This is a genomic window from Bradyrhizobium sp. MI1.11, from assembly GCF_055811255.1.
Genome location: NZ_JBVVPM010000005.1, coordinates 229,657 through 248,223 on the forward strand (window position 1 = coordinate 229,657; position 18,567 = coordinate 248,223).

At 64.6% G+C, this 18,567-nt stretch carries 16 protein-coding genes; 12 read left to right on the forward strand and 4 right to left on the reverse strand.

Annotated elements, in window-relative coordinates:
- The first annotated feature begins 115 nt into the window (after positions 1-115).
- Positions 116-946: a L,D-transpeptidase gene (locus tag AC0L30_RS07740; protein WP_354200428.1), complete on the forward strand. Its 831-nt coding sequence runs from the start codon at positions 116-118 to the stop codon at positions 944-946.
- A gap of 17 nt (positions 947-963) precedes the next feature.
- Positions 964-1,617 (forward strand): DUF2865 domain-containing protein, encoded by a 654-nt coding sequence (locus tag AC0L30_RS07745; protein ID WP_219682895.1) that lies wholly within the window; start codon positions 964-966, stop codon positions 1,615-1,617.
- A 167-nt stretch (positions 1,618-1,784) separates the two neighbouring features.
- Here the strand turns inward: AC0L30_RS07745 and AC0L30_RS07750 are convergent, their stop codons facing one another.
- Complete coding sequence (locus tag AC0L30_RS07750) at positions 1,785-3,878, reverse strand: methyl-accepting chemotaxis protein (protein ID WP_219682894.1); 2,094 nt, start codon at positions 3,876-3,878, stop codon at positions 1,785-1,787.
- Positions 3,879-4,151: 273 nt separating this feature from the next.
- Between AC0L30_RS07750 and AC0L30_RS07755 the strand changes: the two genes are divergently transcribed.
- Positions 4,152-4,307 carry a Thivi_2564 family membrane protein gene (locus tag AC0L30_RS07755; protein ID WP_007599832.1) on the forward strand — a complete coding sequence of 52 codons (156 nt, stop codon included), beginning with the start codon at positions 4,152-4,154 and terminating at the stop codon, positions 4,305-4,307.
- A gap of 152 nt (positions 4,308-4,459) precedes the next feature.
- On the opposite strand, the gene AC0L30_RS07760 is transcribed toward AC0L30_RS07755, so the two are convergent.
- From AC0L30_RS07760 to cysD, 3 genes are all read right to left on the reverse strand, one after another.
- Positions 4,460-6,625, reverse strand: a complete 2,166-nt coding sequence (locus AC0L30_RS07760; RefSeq protein WP_354200427.1) for a malate synthase G — start codon at positions 6,623-6,625, stop codon at positions 4,460-4,462.
- 370 nt (positions 6,626-6,995) lie between these two features.
- Entirely contained in the window at positions 6,996-8,912 is a 1,917-nt protein-coding gene (gene cysC / locus AC0L30_RS07765; protein ID WP_473404103.1) for an adenylyl-sulfate kinase, read from the reverse strand.
- Positions 8,913-8,931: 19 nt separating this feature from the next.
- On the reverse strand, positions 8,932-9,726 hold the full coding sequence (gene cysD, locus AC0L30_RS07770) for a sulfate adenylyltransferase subunit CysD (protein ID WP_026232781.1): 795 nt from the start codon (positions 9,724-9,726) through the stop codon (positions 8,932-8,934).
- Between the two features lie 245 nt (positions 9,727-9,971).
- Here cysD and cysG point away from each other — a divergent pair, with 245 nt between their 5' ends.
- The 9 genes from cysG to AC0L30_RS07815 all read left to right on the forward strand — a co-directional run bounded on the left by cysG (position 9,972) and on the right by AC0L30_RS07815 (position 18,566).
- Positions 9,972-11,408 carry a siroheme synthase CysG gene (gene cysG, locus AC0L30_RS07775; RefSeq protein ID WP_007599840.1) on the forward strand — a complete coding sequence of 479 codons (1,437 nt, stop codon included), beginning with the start codon at positions 9,972-9,974 and terminating at the stop codon, positions 11,406-11,408.
- Entirely contained in the window at positions 11,405-11,722 is a 318-nt protein-coding gene (locus tag AC0L30_RS07780) for a DUF2849 domain-containing protein (protein WP_007599842.1), read from the forward strand. The genes cysG and AC0L30_RS07780 overlap by 4 nt, the downstream gene beginning before the upstream one ends.
- Positions 11,723-11,733: 11 nt before the next feature.
- Entirely contained in the window at positions 11,734-13,389 is a 1,656-nt protein-coding gene (locus AC0L30_RS07785; RefSeq protein WP_473404104.1) for a nitrite/sulfite reductase, read from the forward strand.
- A complete protein-coding gene (locus AC0L30_RS07790; protein ID WP_007599845.1) occupies positions 13,376-13,891 on the forward strand; it encodes a DUF934 domain-containing protein in 516 nt (171 codons plus the stop codon). Before AC0L30_RS07785 ends, AC0L30_RS07790 begins: the two co-directional genes overlap by 14 nt.
- The gene (locus AC0L30_RS07795) at positions 13,888-14,619 is read left to right on the forward strand and encodes a phosphoadenylyl-sulfate reductase (protein ID WP_354200426.1); all 732 of its coding nucleotides are present in this window, start codon (positions 13,888-13,890) and stop codon (positions 14,617-14,619) included. The genes AC0L30_RS07790 and AC0L30_RS07795 overlap by 4 nt, the downstream gene beginning before the upstream one ends.
- Before the next feature lie 112 nt (positions 14,620-14,731).
- Complete coding sequence (locus AC0L30_RS07800) at positions 14,732-15,745, forward strand: sulfate ABC transporter substrate-binding protein (RefSeq protein WP_088941139.1); 1,014 nt, start codon at positions 14,732-14,734, stop codon at positions 15,743-15,745.
- Positions 15,746-15,831: 86 nt separating this feature from the next.
- A complete protein-coding gene (gene cysT, locus AC0L30_RS07805; RefSeq protein ID WP_354200646.1) occupies positions 15,832-16,617 on the forward strand; it encodes a sulfate ABC transporter permease subunit CysT in 786 nt (261 codons plus the stop codon).
- A gap of 10 nt (positions 16,618-16,627) precedes the next feature.
- Entirely contained in the window at positions 16,628-17,539 is a 912-nt protein-coding gene (cysW, locus tag AC0L30_RS07810; RefSeq protein WP_473404105.1) for a sulfate ABC transporter permease subunit CysW, read from the forward strand.
- Positions 17,529-18,566, forward strand: coding sequence for a sulfate/molybdate ABC transporter ATP-binding protein (locus AC0L30_RS07815; RefSeq protein ID WP_354200424.1), 1,038 nt, complete (start codon positions 17,529-17,531; stop codon positions 18,564-18,566). Before cysW ends, AC0L30_RS07815 begins: the two co-directional genes overlap by 11 nt.
- Position 18,567 lies beyond the last annotated feature (1 nt).

An 18,567-nucleotide genomic window follows, 5' to 3' on the forward strand; every position in this document is an offset into this window, starting at 1 on the left:
AGGGCTCGCTTGACTGTGACGTCGCTGCTGCATCCCGCAGCGGAACTTGTAGCGGTTCGACCGCGTTGATCGAACCAGCGCATCACCCTGATGCAGGCATCCAACGGGGCAGCACATGACGAAGCTCTCTGCAGTCCGACGCCGCTTATCGCCGCGCCGCATCACCGCATTCGCGTTCGCAACCGCTTTGCTGGCAGTGCCGTTCGGCGCCGCGAGCGCACAGACGCTGGGCTACACCTATCCGCATCAGCCCTACCCGCAGGACCAGGGCTATTCGCAGGGTTATGCGAGCCAAGGGTATGCAAACCAAGGCTATGCGAACCAAGGCTATGCGAATCAGGGCTATGCAAGCCCGAACGCCCAGGCCGCCGACGAGGATGCCGCGCTGCCCGATCGCCTGCGCAGGCAGATTGTCAGCTTCGACCGCAGCGAGCCGGCCGGTACCATCGTCATCGATACCAACAATACTTATCTCTATTACGTGCTCGGCCAGGGCCGCGCCATCCGTTATGGCGTCGGCGTCGGGCGCGAGGGTTTTACCTGGTCGGGTGTGCAGAGCGTCAGCCGCAAGGCGGAATGGCCGGACTGGCATCCGCCGGCTGAGATGATTGCGCGACAACCTTATCTGCCTCGCTTCGTCGCTGGCGGCCCCGGCAATCCGCTCGGCGCGCGTGCGATGTATCTCGGGTCGAGCGAATACCGCATCCATGGCACCAACGATCCCACCACGATCGGTAAGTTCGTCTCGTCCGGCTGCATCCGCATGACCAATGAGGACGTCACCGACCTGTTCGGCCGCGTCAATGTCGGCGCCAAGGTCGTCGTGCTGCCGAAGAACGCGCCGCTGATGGCGAAAGGTAGCGATTCCGTGCGCAAGCGCCCGGCCGTGACGGCGCTGCCCTCGGGCCGGCAGGCGCTGAACGTTTCGAATTCGGCCGTGAACTAAGGATCGTGTGAGGTCACATGAAGAGACGTTCGATCGGCAAACTCGCCGGTGGCGCGGTGGCGTTCGTCGCCGTTGCCTCCGTCGGCCTCGCGCTCACGCCATCGGCCCATGCGGAGGACTTTTTCTCGGCGCTGTTCGGCGGCTTCCGCGGGCGACCGGCGCCCGAGATTCGCATGCCGTTCCAGACCGATGACACGCCACGCTACGACACGCCGCGTCAGCGGGCGTCCTATGGCGGCGGCACGGCCTATTGCGTGCGCGGCTGCGACGGACGTTATTTCCCGGCGCAGGGAAACGATTCCGAGAGCAAGGCGCAATCCTGCAAGAGCTTCTGCCCGGCCTCGGAGACTTCGCTGGTCTATGGCGGCAACATCGACGACGCGACGACGGAGAAGGGGAAATCCTATTCCGACCTGCCTAACGCGTTCCGCTATCGCAATGAGATTGTCTCAGGCTGCACCTGCAACGGCAAGGATCCGGTCGGGCTCGCTCAGGTCAAGGTCGACGACGATCCCACCTTGCGCAAGGGTGACATCGTCGCGGGCGCCGACGGCCTGGTGGTCGCCAGCCGCAATGCCAACGACCGCCGCGGTGTCGCGATGAATTTCTCCCCGCTGCCGGATTCGGTGCGCGCAAGATTCCGCCAAGTGCCGGTGGTGGCGAAGGAGTAGCCCTCAAGGTCGTCCTGGCGAAAGCCAGGACCCATTACCCCAAATGCCGGTGTTGCCCCCACACCGCTGACCACCAGCCTGCCCCTTGCAGAGTGGGGTGGCTATGGGTCCTGGCTTTCGCCAGGACGACACCGGCATGTGTGGCTCGTCGTTCCCATATACCCACGCTACGCTGCGCGTATCTTGCCGAGGAAGTCGCTGACCTCATGGCCGAGCTGGCGGCTCTGGCTCTCCAGCATCTCGGAGGCATGCTTCACGTTGTCGGCGGCGGCGGCAGCAGCGTCAGCATCGGATTTGACGCCGGTGATGTTGTCCGAGACGTTCTTGGTGCCCTGCGCCGCAAACTGAGTGCTGCGGGTGATCTCTTGCGTGGCCGCACCCTGCTCCTGCACGGCGGCAGCGATTGCGGTCGCGACCTCGTTCACTTCGCCGATGATGCCACCGATGGTCTGGATCGCGCTGATGGCGTCGCCCGCGACCTTCTGGATGTCGGCGATCTGCTCGGAGATCTCCTCGGTCGCCTTGGCTGTCTGGCTCGCCAGCGACTTCACCTCGGAGGCGACCACGGCAAAGCCACGCCCGGCTTCTCCGGCGCGGGCGGCCTCGATCGTGGCGTTGAGCGCGAGCAAATTGGTCTGCTGCGCAATGGTGTTGATCAGGCCCACGACCTCGCCGATGCGACCGGCCGACTTCTGAAGTCCCTGCACCGTGCCGTCGGTCTCGCGGGCCTGGGTCACGGCGCGGCTGGCGATACCCGCGGCATGCGCGGCCTGCTGGCTGATGTCGTTGATCGAGGCGCTGAGCTCTTCCGCTGCGGCGGCGACGCTGTCGACGCTCATGGAGGCGTCGTTGGAGGCCTTGCCCGCGACCTGAACGCGGTCGTTGGTCTGCCGCGACACCGCGGAGAGATCGCCCGAGGTCTTGCGCATCTCGCCGGAGGCTTCGCTCAACTCGCCGAGCGTCTTGCGCACCGCGCCCTCGAACTCGCCGACATAGGTCTCGACGGCGCGCTGGCGCGCGGAGGCGCCCGCATTGCGTTCGCGCTCCTGCGCCTCGATCGTGAGCTTCTCGTTGGCCTGCTGCTTGAAGGTCTCCAGCGCGCCGGCAAGCGCGCCGATCTCGTCGTTGCGATCGAGATAGCCGCTGTCGACGGCAAGGTCGCCGCCGGCGACCTTCAGCATGGCGTCGCGGATGGTGTTGAGCGGAGTGATGACGCGGCGGCTGACCAGCATGATCGCGCCGACGGCAAGCCCCACGGCGAGCGCCAGCAGCGTAAGCTGCACGATCAGTGCGCGCTCTGCGGCGCCGCGCTGCTCCTGCGTGTGGATCTTGGCGGCATCGAGCGCACCTTCTGCCACTGCGACCGCGCTCGCCATCCGGCCGACCGTGAGCGGGCTCCATTGGTTCGCCGTCATCTCGGGCTTCTCACCCTTGACCAGCGCGTCCGCGAGACGGTCGCGCAAGGCCAGATACTGCGGCTCGAAATAGGAGGTCTTGGCGGAGGCCATCGCGGAGGCGAGCCCCGCCGGCAACTGCATGCCGGCCGTCGACAACTCCAGCGCCTTCCACATCGCGCTCGTGCCGCCGACATGTTGGGTATAGGCGTAGCGGCCCTCCGGCGTGATCTTGCCGGCGGCCAGCCCGGTCGAGACGATCAGCGAAGCTTCGCCTGCTGTGTTGCGGAGCAGCCAGGCGTTCTGTTTGATCGACAGCAACTGGTCGATCGCGGCGTCCAGGTGATTGACGGTGGCGGCCAACGTGTTCGAGAGCTTGTCGAGCGTGTCGAGCAGGCCCTGCGTCGTTTCCATGTATTCCTTGGGCAGGCTGGCGCGGCGCTGGTCCTTCGGCTTGGCGACATCCTCCCAGAACTGCTTCTGCTCCTCGATCAGCAGCTTATAGAGGCGCGCGAGCTCCGGTACCAGAGTGCCCGATTGCGGAAAGTCCATGGCCGGCAGCAGCGCGAGCGCGCGCGCCATGGCGGGCATTTGGGCATCGCGCAGGGCGCGCAGATATTTCTCGATTTCGCCGTCCATCGGCTCGGTCGCGTTCAGCAGGCGGACCGTGGTCGAGCGGTCGGTGCGCAGATTGTGCATCGCCTTGAACAGATCGGCGGACGTGTCGGCGATCTGCGAGATGCGATTGGCGGTCTTCAGGCGATCCCAGGACTCGTAGGCGGTAAGGGAGAGCACGATCACCACGCAGACCGACGTGATCGCGATCACCGCCTTCAGCAGCGCGGATACGGTCAGACGATTCAGCATCGAAGTCCCCCCAATTCCCAATACAAAGTTCGTGAAGTCGCCCCGGCAACAACAGAAAAAGGGGCCCGTAAGACGAGGCAATCGCATGCCGTTTGCGGCTCACGGCCCAAACGGTTTCCGCATCTCAAAGAAAAGGGTAAAGTTTTAGGCCGGCCGGCTGATCGTAGAAGTACGTATTTACTAGAAGTTGCAGAGGGTTGCGTCGATGGAACCAAGCCGGGAGTTGCGCGTTAGGAGAGGGTCAGCAATTTTGCCTAAAGGGGGGTCCTAGCGATGCTGGTCGGCGTACTCGTCACCTTTCTCGTCGTCATTCTCGTACTTTATCTCATCAACATGCTGCCGATGGACGGCCGCGCCAAGCAGATCGCGCGCGTGGTCGTCATCATCATCGGCATCGTGTCGCTACTGAAATATCTGGCCGTGTTCTAGCCGCGCTTTCGTAGCCCGGATGGAGCGCAGCGCAATCCGGGTCTTGCCCCAATCGATAGCGGCTTCGGATTACGCTCCACTCCATCCGGGCTGCTGCGCCAACAAAAAAGCCCCGGCGTGAGCCGGGGCTTTTGGTGCTCGCCTATTCGGGCCTATCCCGCCCCTTTGGCCTCGCGGCGGCGGGCGGTGAGGATGTATTCGGTGTAGCCATTCGGCTGCTCGCGCCCCTTGAAGATGAGGTCGCTAGCCGCCTTGAAGGCTGTGCCGTCGAAGCCGGGCGCCATCGGCTTGTAGATGGGATCGCCCGCGTTCTGCTTGTCGACCACGACCGCCATGCGCTTGAGCGATTCCATTACCTGGGCTTCGGTGATGACGCCCTGGTGCAGCCAGTTGGCGAGGTGCTGGCTGGAAATGCGCAAGGTGGCACGATCCTCCATCAAGCCGACGTCGTGGATGTCAGGCACCTTGGAGCAGCCGACGCCCTGGTCGATCCAGCGCACGACGTAACCGAGGATGCCCTGGCAGTTGTTGTCGATCTCCTGCTTGACGTCGTCGGGCGCCCAGTTCGACTTCGACACCGGGATGGTGAGGATGTCGGAAAGGTTTGCGCGTGGGCCGCCCTTGGCGAGCTCCTGCTGGCGCGCGGTGACGTTGACCTGGTGGTAGTGCAGCGCGTGCAGCGTCGCGGCGGTCGGCGAGGGCACCCAGGCGGTGGTGGCACCGGCCTGCGGATGGGCGAGCTTCTGCGCCAGCATGTCCGCCATCTTGTCCGGCGCGGCCCACATGCCTTTGCCGATCTGGGCATGGCCGGGCAGGCCACAGGTCAGGCCCATATCGACGTTCCAGTCCTCATAGGACTTGATCCAGGGCTGCGCCTTCATCTCGTTCTTGCGGATCATCGGACCCGCCTCCATCGAGGTGTGGATCTCGTCGCCGGTTCGGTCCAGGAAGCCGGTGTTGATGAACATGATGCGCTTGGAGGCGCGCTGAATGCAGGCCTTGAGGTTGACGGTGGTGCGCCGCTCCTCATCCATGATGCCGACCTTGAGCGTGTTCTCGGGCAGCGACAGCATCTTCTCGACGCGGTCGAAGATCTCGCAGGTCAGCGACACCTCGTCGGGACCGTGCATCTTCGGCTTGACGATATAGGCAGATCCCGTGCGGCTGTTCTTGACCTTGGAGTTGCCTTTCAAGTCATGGACAGCAAGAAGCCCGGAGACGGCAGCGTCGAGCAGGCCTTCCGGAATCTCCTCGCCCTTTTCGTCCAGCACCGCGTCGGTGAACATGTGGTGACCGCAATTGCGCATCAAGAGCAGGCTGCGGCCGTGCAGCTTGACCTCGCCCTTGCCGTCAGGCGTCTTGTAGCTGCGGTCGGCATTGAGCGAGCGCGTCAGCGTCTTGCCGCCCTTCTCGAAATCGGCCGACAGCGTGCCGTTCATCAGGCCGAGCGTGTTGCGGTAGACCAGCACCTTGTCCTCGGCATCGACCGCAGCGACCGAGTCTTCCATGTCGAGAATCGTGGAGACCGCGGACTCCATGACCATGTCCGCGACGCCGGCCGGATCGTCCTTGCCGATCGCGCTGGTGCGGTCGATTTTCACCTCGACATGCAGGCCGTTGTTGGCGAGCAGCACCGCGCTCGGTGCGGCTGCGTCGCCCTGGAAGCCCGCGAATTGCGCGGCGTTCTTCAGCGCGGTGGCGTTGCCGCTCTTCAGCTTCACCGCGAGCTGGCCCGCGACCACGCTATAGGCGGTGACGTCGGTGTGACTGCCGGTCGCCAGCGGCACGGCGGCATCGAGGAAGGCCTTGGCCTTGGCGATCACCTTGTCGCCGCGCGCCTTGTTGTAACCCTTGCCGCTCTCGGATGAATCGTGCGGGATCGCGTCGGTGCCGTAGAAGGCGTCATAGAGCGAGCCCCAGCGCGCATTCGCCGCGTTCAGCGCGTAGCGTGCGTTGGTCAGGGGCACGACGAGCTGCGGGCCGCAGATCTTGCCGATCTCTTCGTCCACATTTTCGGTCTCGACCTTCTGCGTCGCCGGCTCCGGGACGAGATAGCCGATCTCCTTCAGGAAGGCCGTATAGGCGTTGAGGTCGAACGCCTTGCCCTTGTTGGCGCGGTGCCAGTCGTCGATCTTGGCCTGCAACGTGTCGCGCACCGCGAGCAGCGTGCGGTTCTTCGGCCCCAACTCCTTGATGATGGCGGCGAGCCCGGCCCAGAACGCATCCGGCGCGATCCCCGTCTTCGGGGCCGCTTCCTTGGCGATGAAATCGAACAGGACGGGAGCGATCTTCAATCCGTGGGCGTCGACGCGTTTCATGATGGGCTTTCTTGTTGGAAATGGCTGTTTTTGGCTGCTTTTGACCCGACAGCAGCAAAATGCGCTCCAAGGAGCGGCTTTCGGGGTCTTATTAGCCCCAAAATCGGGGCCGTGAGAAGGCCCCCAAAAGTTGTCAAAATGTCAAGACGAGGTGGGGAGCGCGGACGCGCCGTGCCCTTGATGCCCGCTGCTGAAGCATTCGGCGCGATCTCTCCCCGGCGTCGTCCTGGCGAAAGCCAGGACCCATTACCCCAGGGAGGAGTTAGGCGAAGACTCGTCCCGGTACTGCTGCCGTCCCAACCGATAAATCACGCGGTATGGGTCCTGGCCTTCGCCAGGACGACAGCACGGGTCGGGGCAGCAGCCCGGCTCAAATATTCGCGGCGAGGTCCACGAGTTCGTCGAACAGCACGCCGGTCGTCTTGAGCATCCGTTCGATCTCGTCCGCCGCCTCGGCGACCGTCCGCGTCGAGGTGTCGATCACGAGCTCAGCGGCTTGCGGCGTCTCGTAGTCGTTGCCGATGCCGGTGAACGACGCGAGCGTGCCGGCGCGGGCCTTCTTGTAGTGGCCCTTGGGGTCGCGCTCCTCGCAAATTTCCGCCGGCGTCGCGACGTGAATCTCGCGGAACGCAGTGTCGGCGATGCGGCGCGCGGTGGCGCGGTCCTCGCGGGCGGGCGAGACGGCGGCGACAATGGCGATGTGGCCGTTGCGGGCGAGATGCGTCGCGACTTCGGCGAGACGGCGGATGTTCTCGCTGCGATCGGCGGCCGAGAAGCCGAGATCGCTGTTGAGCCCGGCGCGTAGCGTATCGCCGTCGAGCAGGATCGGCGAGCCGCCATTGCTGAACAGCCGCCGCTCCAGCGCTTTTGCGAGAGTCGACTTGCCGGAGGCGGGGAGGCCGGTGAGCCAGACCACGGCGCCGTTGTGACGATAGCGCGCGGAGCGCTCGTCGGGCCGCAGCGCGGATTCCACCGGCACGATGTCGACGGGCAGAGCGCGCTGACCGGCGTCGACCGACAGCACGAGACCGCCGCCGGCGATGCGCCCGGACACCTCGATCACGAGACGGCCGGTGCGCGGATTCTCGGTGTAGGGATCGGTGGCAATCGGATTCGAAAGGGAAATGTCGATCTCGCCGACATGGTTGCGCCCGATCGCCTTGTTCTCGACGCTCGACAGCTCGCCGGGATCGACCGCCTTCTCGATTGCGACGACAGTGGCGCGGGTTTCCTTCGGTCCGCAGCGAACCAGGAGCTGGTCGCCCTTGGCCAGCGGCTTGTCGTGCAGCCAGAAGATCCGCGCGCGCAGCCGTCGCGTCTCGCGCGGCGCGCTGTTCGTATGCGCGATGATATCGCCGCGTTCGAGGAACAGCTCGCGGTCGAGCGTGATGCCGACCGAGCGGCCTGCGCCCTGACGTCCTGCGACCGGCGTCACCGGCCAGCTCTCGACCGTCTTGATCCTGGCGATCTTGCCGGCCGGCATGATCACGATTTCGTCGCCGGCAACCAGGCTGCCGGATTCGATCCGGCCCGCAACAATGCGGCGATCGTCGAATTTGTAGATCGCCTGCACCGGCAGGCGCAGCGCCAGCGCTTCCAGCGGCCGCGCCGGCTCGAGCCGGTCGAGCGCCTCGACCACGGTCGGACCCTTGTACCAGTCGATGCGGTCGGTGCGCTCGGCGACGCCGTCGCCGTCACGGGCGGAAATCGGGATCACGGCCGTGGGCTTCACGCCGAGGCCTTGCAGATGCGCCGAGATCTCGTCGCTGATCTCCTTGAAGCGTTCGGCGGAGAAGTCGACGCGGTCCATCTTGTTGACGACGACCGCGACCTGCTTCACGCCGAGCAGATGCAGGAGATAGCCGTGCCGCCTTGTCTGGTCGCGCACGCCTTCGAGCGCGTCGATGATCAGCACCGCGCCGTCGGCCTGCGAGGCGCCGGTGATCATGTTGCGCAGGAATTCGGCGTGGCCGGGTGCGTCGATCAGCACGATGTCGCGCGAATTGGTGCGGAAGCGGATCTGCGTGGTGTCGATGGTGATGCCCTGGTCGCGCTCGGTCTGGAGCGCGTCGAGCAGGAACGACCATTCGAACGGCATGCCGCGCCGCGCGCTGACGGCCTTGAGCATGTCGAGCTTACCGTCGGGCAGGCTGCCGGTCTCGTGCAGCAGGCGGCCGACCAGCGTCGACTTGCCGTGGTCGACATGGCCGACGATGACGATGCGGACCTGCGGACGCGTGGTGCCGTTCGGGGTGGCGGGCGAAGCGGGGGTGACGATCATGTTCATACGACGCTCGCGTCCTTGATCAGAGATAGCCGGCGACACGCAGGCGCTCGAAAGCGTCCTCGGTCTCGTGATCGAGCGCGCGGCCGGAACGTTCCGGCACCTTGGTCTGCTCGAGTTCGATCAGGATCTCGTCGATGGTCGACGCGTTTGAGGCGACCGGATTGGTGATGTCCTGATCACCCAGCGAGCGATAGCGCTTGCCGTTTTGCGACAGATACAGCGGGATGATCGGGATGTTCTCGCGCTTGGTGTAGGCCCAGATATCGGACTCGGTCCAATGCAGGATCGGATGGATGCGCAAATGCGCGCCTTGCGGCGGCGACGCATTGAAATGGTCCCAGAACTCCGGCGGCTGATCGCGCACGTCCCAATTGCCCTCCAAGCCGCGCGGCGAGAACACGCGCTCCTTGGCGCGCGTTGCCTCCTCGTCGCGGCGGATGCCGGCGATCAGTCCGTCGAAACCGTATTTGGCGAGCGCCATCTTGAGGCCCTCGGTCTTGCGCGCGGCGGAACGGGCAGCCGGCGGCAACGTTGGGTCGACGGCATCAATCGGCGGGCAGGGCTCGACGCGTAGATCGAGATCCCATTCCTTGCCGTAGTGATCGCGGAAGCGATACATCTCCGGAAACTTCTTGCCGGTGTCGACATGGAGGGCCGGGAACGGCAGACGGCCGAAGAACGCCTTGCGCGCCAGCCAGATCATGACGTTGGAGTCCTTGCCGAGCGACCACAGCAGGGCAATCTTCTTGAGGCGGCCGAAGGCTTCGCGGAAGATATAGATGCTCTGGGCCTCGAGCTGGTCGAGATGGTCCATGCTCGGTGCCAGGTCGGCAGAAAATTCTTGCGCGGGCACGCGCTCGGCGAGAGCGGGGCTGCTCAGCCCGCCAGCGGTGGAATTGTCCTTGAGAAGATGCATCTCTGCCACTTTGCGTTTGGAGGCGAAAATTCTATAGTTGCGGTGCAAGAGAGAAGAAAAAATTTTCTCTTTGCGCGCTAGAAACGACACATATATAGAAAATAATTCCAGTCAACCCCGGATCTGGGGGGAGCGAGTATCGTATGCGGTTCTTGCCGGTGTTCCTCGATCTCAAGGCCGGTCCGGTGGTCCTCATCGGTGCGGGTGAGCTTCTGCGCGCCAAGCTGCGCGTTCTGGCCGCTGCCGGTGCGCGCATCCGCGTGCATGCGATCGACGGCAATCAGGACCTGGGTCTGAGCTCCGAGGACGCGGCGCGTATCAACATCGCGGCCGCCGACCCGCTGACCGCCGATCTCTCGGGCATCATCGCCGTCGTTTGCGCCGGCGCCGGCGATGTCGGCGTGGCGATGTCGGCCCGCGCCAAGGCACTCGGCCTGCCGGTCAATGTCATGGACGATCTCGCGCATTCGAGCTTCATCTTCCCGGCGATCGTCGATCGCGGCGATGTCGTCGTCGCCGTCGGCACCGGCGGCACGTCGCCGGTGGTGGCGCGGCGCGTGCGCGAAAAGATCGAGGCGCTGCTGCCGGCGCGCATCGGCGAGCTGGCCGAATTCATCGGCGGCTTCCGCAAATCCATCAACGAACGTATTGCCGAGTTTCCGCTGCGCCGCCGCTTCTGGGAGCGCATCATCGACGGCCCGATCGGCGCCGCCGTTCTGGCCGGCCGCAAAAGCGAGGCGGACGCTGCGCTCAAGGCGATCTCCGATCCATCCGCGTTCGCGCGGGCCGACAAGCCGGAAGGCTCGGTCGCGCTGGTCGGCGCCGGTCCGGGTGATCCGGATCTGCTCACCATCAAGGCGCTGCGCGCGCTCCAGGACGCCGATATCGTCTTCCATGACGAGCTGGTCTCGCCCGAGATTCTCGATCGCATCCGCCGCGACACCACGCGCGTGCCGGTCGGACGCCGCGTCGGCAAGCCCGGCATCGGGCAGGACGCCATCAACAAGCGCATGATTGAGGCCGCGCAATCCGGCCAGCGCGTGGTGCGGCTGAAGGGCGGGGATCCCTTCGTGTTCGGTCGCGGCGGCGAAGAAGTCGAAGCCCTGCGTGCCGCCGGCGTTGCCTATTCGATCATTCCCGGCATCACCGCAGGGCTCGGCGGCGCCGCCGATTTCGAGGTGCCGCTCACCTACCGTCATGAAGCCACCCGCATCACCTTCCTCACCGCGCACAAGGCGCGCGACGCGGAAGTCGTGGACTGGTCGACGCTGACCGACACCAGGATGACCGTCGTGGTCTACATGGGCATGACGGCTGCGCCGGCCATACGCGCCGGTCTCCTGGCCGCCGGCCGTTCGCCGGAGACGCCCGTCGGCGTGTTCGCCCGCGTCACGCGTCCCGATGCGCAAGGCGCGATCGGCACGCTGCGCGACCTGCCCGAACTGGTGCGCCGGACCCATGGCGGTCCCGCCATTCTCATCATCGGCGACGTGGTCCGGCATGCCGGCTCGCTTCGCCGCGAAACCGCCGAGAAAACCCCAAAGCAAATCATCTCTGACCTATTGGATGCAGCCGAATGACCTCCCCGCTTGAACAGAAGAAGATCAAGATCGCCGGCCCCTCGGTCGTGACCGCCAATCGCACCTGGGACGGCATCGTGGTGTACCGTACCGCCGCCAAGAGCTGGTCCGCGGACCTGTCGGAAGCTGCGATCGTGCGCAACTCCGACGAGGCGAAAGCGTTGCTTGCCGAGTCCGTGGCCGATGACGTCGGCGCGATCGGTCCCTATATCGCCCCGGTACAGGTCGGCGCCGACGGCAAGGTCGAACCCGGCAATCTGCGCGAACAGATCCGCCGCACCGGCGTGACCATCGGACAGCCGGTCCAGGTTTAAGGCATTCTCCCATGTACGCTTACGACGAAATCGATCGCACGCTCGTCAACGAGCGCGTCTCGGAATTCCGCGACCAGGTGAAGCGCCGCCTCTCCGGCGAGCTCACCGAAGACGAGTTCAAGATCCTGCGGCTTCAGAACGGCGTCTATCTGCAACTGCACGCCTACATGTTCCGTGTCGCGATCCCCTACGGGACGCTGGCGTCGAACCAGTTGCGGGCGCTGGCCCACGTCGCGCGCAAATGCGACCGCGGCTACGGCCATTTCACCACGCGGCAGAACATCCAGTTCAACTGGATCAAGCTCGCCGAACTGCCGGACGCGCTGGCTGATCTCGCCGAGGTCGGCATCCATGCGATGCAGACCTCCGGCAACAACATGCGCAACGTCACCTCGGACCAGTGGGCCGGCGTCGCGCCCGGCGAGATCGAGGATCCCCGTATCTGGTCGGAGCTGATCCGCCAGCACACCACGCTGCATCCGGAATTCTCGTTCCTGCCGCGCAAGTTCAAGATCGCGATCACCGCGTCGGATCACGATCGCGCCGCGATCAAGATCCACGATATCGGCCTGCGTCTGATCAAGAACGAGAAGGGCGAAACCGGCTTCGAGGTGCTGGTCGGCGGCGGTCTCGGCCGCACGCCGTTCATCGCCAAGACCATCAAGCACTTCGTCCACGGCCGCGACATCCTCAGCTACATCGAGGCGATCCTGCGGGTCTATAACCAGTACGGCCGCCGCGACAACATCTACAAGGCGCGCATCAAGATCCTGGTGCACGAGCTCGGCATCGAAAAATTCTCGCGCGAGGTCGAGGAGGAGTGGCAGCATATCCGCAACTCCTCGCTCCAGATCGACGACGAGGTGATCGAGGACATCCGCTCGCGTTTCACCTACCCCGCTTACGAGAAGCTGCCGCACAATCCGGACGAACTGCGCCAGGCCGCGGCCGATCCGGATTTCGAGGCATGGCGCAAGAACTCGGTCGCCCCGCACAAGAACCCGGGATATTCCATCGTCACGATCTCGCTGAAGCCGATCGGCGCGCCTCCGGGCGATGCCACCGCCGAGCAGATGGATGCGCTCGCCGATCTCGCCGACAAATATTCCTTCGGTGAGATTCGCGTGGGCCACGAGCAGAACCTGGCGCTGCCGCATGTCGCCAAGCGCGACCTGCCGGGCTTGTGGAAGGCGCTCGACAAGCTCGGGCTGGCAACCCCGAACGTCAATCTGATCACCGACATCATCGCCTGTCCGGGCCTCGACTATTGCTCGCTGGCGAATGCGCGCTCGATTCCGATCGCGCAGGAGCTGACGCGGCGCTTCGCCAACCACGAACTCGCCAATCTGATCGGCCGGCTCCACATCAACATCTCCGGCTGTATCAATGCCTGCGGCCATCACCATGTCGGCCATATCGGCATTCTCGGCGTCGAGAAGAACGGCGAGGAAGTCTACCAGATCACCATCGGCGGCCGCGCCGACGAGAGCGCCGCGCTGGGCAATCTGATCGGTCCAGGCGTCAAGTTCGACGAGGTCGCCGACGTGGTCGAGGACATCGTGGAAGCTTATCTGGCGCTGCGCGAGCGGCCCGAAGAGCTGTTCATGGACACGGTGAAGCGCCTCGGCGTCGAACCCTTCAAGGAGCGCGTCTATGCCACTCGTTAACGGCGGAAAGATCGCCGACGACAGCTTCGTCAAGCTCGCCGTCGACACGCCGCTACCCGAGAGCGGCGATGTCCTGGTCCCGGCCGAGCGTTTCATCGGCGAGGTGGATACGCTGCTCAAGCGGGCCGGCAAGGTCGGCGTGATCTGGCCGAACAATCGCGACATCGCCGAACTGGTGCCCTACCTCGGCAAGATCGCCGTGGTCGCGCTGGTCTTCCCGACCTTCCGCGACGGGCGCGCCTACAGCCAGGCGCGGCTGCTGCGCGAGCGTTACAACTACCGCGGCGAATTGCGGGCCACGGGCCAGGTGCTGCGCGACCAGTTCGTGTTCATGCTGCGCGCCGGCTTCGATTCCTTCGAGGTCAAGAAGCAGGCCGACGCGGAAGCCTTCATGCAGACCGCGAAGCGCTATTCGGTGTTCTACCAGCCGACCGGCGATGGCCGCATCACCGCGCTGCACCGGCGCATGCAGCTGCGTCATTCCGAGGGTGTCGGCACGTGAACGCAATCGCGTCTTCAGTTTCGTCAATCTCCGCCTCTGCGCTGCCTTCGGCGGAGGAGCTCGATCGCGCCTTGCGCGATGCCTCGCCCGCCGAAATCATCGCCGCTGCGCTGAAGACGGTCGGGCGCGACAAGCTTGCGCTGGTGTCGTCCTTCGGCACAGAATCGGCGACGCTGCTGAAGGTCATGGCCGACGTCGATCCGGCGATCCCGGTGATTTTTCTCGACACCGGCTGGCTGTTTGAGGAGACGCTTGCCTATCGCGATACGCTGATTGCGATGCTCGGCCTGAAGGATGTCCGCTCGATCAAGCCGGCGGAGGAGACGCTGGCGCGCGAGGATGGCGATCGCGACCTCTGGTTCTCCGATCCGGATGCCTGCTGCCGTATTCGCAAGGTCGAGCCGCTGGCGCGTGCGCTGAAACCGTTCGATGCATGGCTCAACGGTCGCAAGCGCTTCCAGGGCAGTACCCGCGCCGACATTCCTGTGGTCGAAGACGATGGCACAAGGTTGAAGTTCAACCCCTTCGCCAATGTCTCGCGTGAGGAACTCGAAGCGATTTTCGTCCGCGCCAAATTGCCGCGTCATCCACTGGCCGCCTCCGGTTTTCTGTCGGTTGGGTGTATGCCTTGCACCAGCAGAACGGCCGAAGGCGAGGACGCACGCGCCGGTCGCTGGCGCGGCCGAGCGAAGACAGAATGCGGCATCCATACGATGAAGATTTCGTAGCACAGTCGCGCTGCCCGGCTACGAACAAGGAAATCCGGTTCCGTTGACTTGAGCGCGTTTCGACCCGAGTTATGCCCGCATGCCATCGATGACACAGATGTCGTCGAGGTAAATGGAGATGGACATGATGCGCCGTATCGTCCCGCTCGCGGCAGGCCTCCTCGTGACGGCTTCTTTGGCAAGCTCGGCTCTCGCTGCTGACATCAATCTGCTGAACGTGTCGTACGATCCGACGCGCGAGCTCTATGCCGAGTTCAACAAGTCGTTCGCGGCTGCCTATCAGAAGGAAACCGGCAAGAGCGTCGAGATCAAGCAGTCGCATGGCGGCAGCGGATCGCAGGCGCGCGCGGTGATCGACGGATTGCAGGCCGACGTGGTGACGCTGGCGCTTGCCTACGATATCGACGCCATCGCTGGGAAAGGGCTCACCGCAGCCGACTGGCAGAAGCGACTGCCGCAGAATTCATCGCCCTATACCTCCACCATCGTGTTCCTGGTGCGGAAGGGCAATCCCAAGGCTATCAAGGACTGGGACGATCTGCTCAAGCCGGGCGTTGCCGTGATCACGCCGAACCCGAAGACGTCGGGTGGTGCGCGCTGGAATTATCTTGCCGCCTGGGGCTTTGCGCAGAAGAAATACGGCTCGGCCGACAAGGCCAAGGACTTCATCGGAAAACTCTACCAGCAGGTTCCGGTGCTGGATACCGGCGCGCGCGGCGCCACCGTGACCTTCGTCGAGCGCGGCGTCGGCGACGTGCTGCTCGCCTGGGAGAACGAGGCGTATCTCGCGCTTAAGGAATTCGGCCCCGAAAAGTTCGAGATCGTCGCGCCGCCGCTGTCGATCCTCGCCGAGCCGCCGGTTACGATTGTCGACAAGGTCGCCGATAAAAAAGGCACCCGCAACGCTGCCGACGCCTACCTTCAGTACTGGTACACCAAGGAAGGTCAGGAGATCGCCGCGCGCAATTTCTATCGTCCGCGCGATGCCGAGATCGCGAAAAAATACGAAAACGCCTTCGCCAAGGTCGAACTATTCACGATCGACAACGTTTTCGGTGGTTGGACCAAGGCGCAGAAGGAACATTTTGCCGACGGCGGCGTCTTCGACCAGATTTACAAGAACTGATCGGGCGCCGTCGGAGGGGTTTAGCAGGGGGCCTGGTGAGCGTAATCGCAGCACGACGCCGGACATTGCCGGGCTTCGGTCTCACCATGGGACTGACGCTTTCCTGGCTGACCCTGATCATCCTGATTCCGCTCGCCGGGCTGTTCCTGAAATCGCTTGAGCTGAGCCCCGAGCAATTCTGGAACATCCTCTCCAGCCGCCGCACCCTGAACGCGCTGCGGGTGTCGTTCGGACTCGCTTTCGCGGCGGCCTGCGTCAATCTGGTAATGGGCAGCATCATCGTCTGGGCGCTGGTGCGCTACCGCTTTCCGGGCCGGCGCCTCTTCGATGCCATCGTTGATGTGCCGTTCGCACTGCCGACGGCCGTTGCCGGCGTCGCGCTGACCGCCCTGTTCGCCGAGAAGGGCTGGCTGGGTGCGCCGCTTGCCGCGCTCGGCATCAAGGTGGCGTTCACGCCGGTCGGCATCTTCGTTGCCATGATCTTCATCGGCATTCCCTTCGTGGTGCGCACGGTGCAGCCGGTGCTGCAGGACCTCGATCCCGAGATCGAGGAAGCCGCGGGCAGTCTCGGCGCCAGCCGCTGGCAGACCATCATTCGCGTGATCCTGCCCTCGCTCGGGCCGGCGCTGCTCACCGGGCTCGCGCTCGCCTTTGCGCGCGCGGTCGGCGAATACGGCTCGGTGATCTTCATCGCCGGCAATCTGCCGAATGTCTCCGAGATCGCGCCATTGCTGATCGTGATCCGGCTGTCCGAATTCCGCTATGCCGATGCGACCGCGATCGCCGTCGTCATGCTCGTCGTCTCCTTCGTCATCATCTTCGCCGTCAACCGGCTCCAGCGCTGGGCGCAGAGCCGGATACCTGTGCGCTGAGGAGGATGCGATGACGATGCAGATCGCAGATTCCGTCTCACTTTCGGCTCCGGACGCCAGGGCACGCGCGCATGCCGCGGCCGCACGCAACAATCTCCGCACCGAGCCAAAGGCGGTCCGCATCGTCATCATCGCGCTGGCGGTGATCTTTCTCACCATGTTCGTCGTGCTGCCGCTGGCCCTGGTCTTCGCACAAGCTTTCTCAAGGGGCGTCCTCGCCTATCTCTCCGCGCTCGCCGACCCGGAAGCGTTGTCCGCGATCAAGCTGACGCTCGTGGTGGCGGCCATCTCGGTTGGTCTCAATCTCGTGTTCGGTCTCGTCGCGGCCTGGGCGATTGCAAAATTCGAATTCTCGGGCAAGACCTTCCTGATCACGCTGATCGATTTGCCGTTCTCGGTCAGCCCGGTGATCTCGGGTCTCGTCTTCGTGCTGCTGTTCGGCGCGCAGGGCTATTTCGGCGGCTGGCTGCGCGATCACGACATCCAGATCCTGTTCGCGGTGCCCGGCATCGCGCTTGCGACCACCTTCGTGACCTTCCCCTTCGTGGCGCGGGCGTTGATCCCGCTGATGCAGGAGCAGGGCACGCAGGAGGAGGAGGCCGCGATCTCGCTCGGCGCCTCGGGCCTGCAGACCTTCTTCCGCGTCACGCTGCCCAATATCAAATGGGGCGTGCTCTACGGCGTCCTGCTCTGCAACGCGCGCGCGATGGGCGAGTTCGGCGCGGTCTCCGTCGTCTCCGGCCATATCCGCGGCGAGACCAACACCATGCCGCTGCTGGTCGAGATTCTCTACAACGAATACCAGTTCGTCGCGGCGTTCGCGATCGCCTCGATGCTGGCGATGCTGGCGCTGATCACGCTGATCGCCAAGACCGTTCTGGAAAATCACCTCGACGAAGGACATGACGCAAGTGAGCATTGAAGTCAGGAATCTCGTCAAGAAGTTCGGCAGTTTCAAAGCCCTCGACGGCGTCGACCTCAAGGTCAATGACGGCGAGCTGCTCGCGCTGCTCGGGCCGTCCGGCTCGGGCAAAACAACGCTGCTGCGGATCATCGCCGGGCTCGACTGGCCCGATTCCGGCGAGGTGTCCTTCAACGGCGAGGATGCGTTGGCGCAGGGCGCGCGCGAGCGGCACGTCGGATTCGTATTTCAGCACTACGCGCTGTTCCGCCACATGACGGTGTTCGAGAACGTGGCCTTCGGGCTGCGCGTGCAGCCGCGCGCGATCCGCAAGGACGAAGCGACCATCCGCGCGCGCGTCAAGGAGCTGCTCGATCTCGTGCAGCTCGACTGGCTCGCCGACCGTTATCCGAGCCAGCTCTCCGGCGGCCAGCGCCAGCGCATCGCGCTGGCCCGCGCGCTCGCGATCGAGCCGCGCATCCTGCTGCTCGACGAACCCTTCGGCGCGCTTGATGCCAAGGTGCGCAAGGAGCTGCGCAAATGGTTGCGTTCGCTGCACCACGAGATCAACGTCACCTCGATCTTCGTCACCCATGATCAGGAGGAGGCGCTCGAAGTCGCCAACCGCGTGGTGGTGATGGACAAGGGCAAGATCGAGCAGATCGGCTCGCCCGATGACGTCTATGAGAGCCCGGCGACCGCCTTCGTCCACAGCTTCATCGGCGAATCCATCGAGCTTCCGGTCCTGATCGCGGACGGTCTCATCACGCTCGGCGACCGGCCGCTTCGGCTCGCGGCAGACGGGCATGCGCCTGGCGCGTCAAGACTGTTCGTGCGGCGACACGACATGTTGGTTGGCCCGCCCGGCAGCGGTGCCTTTGAGGGCGCCGTGCGGCATGTCCGGAATTTCGGTCCCGTGCAGCGGGCCGAGGTGGCACTATCAGGCGGAGAAACCATCGAGATTGACGCTCCCCGCGACAGGGAACTGCGCGCCGGCGACACGATCGGCCTGGAGCCCCGCCGCTACCGGATCTTTGCGGGCACCTGAG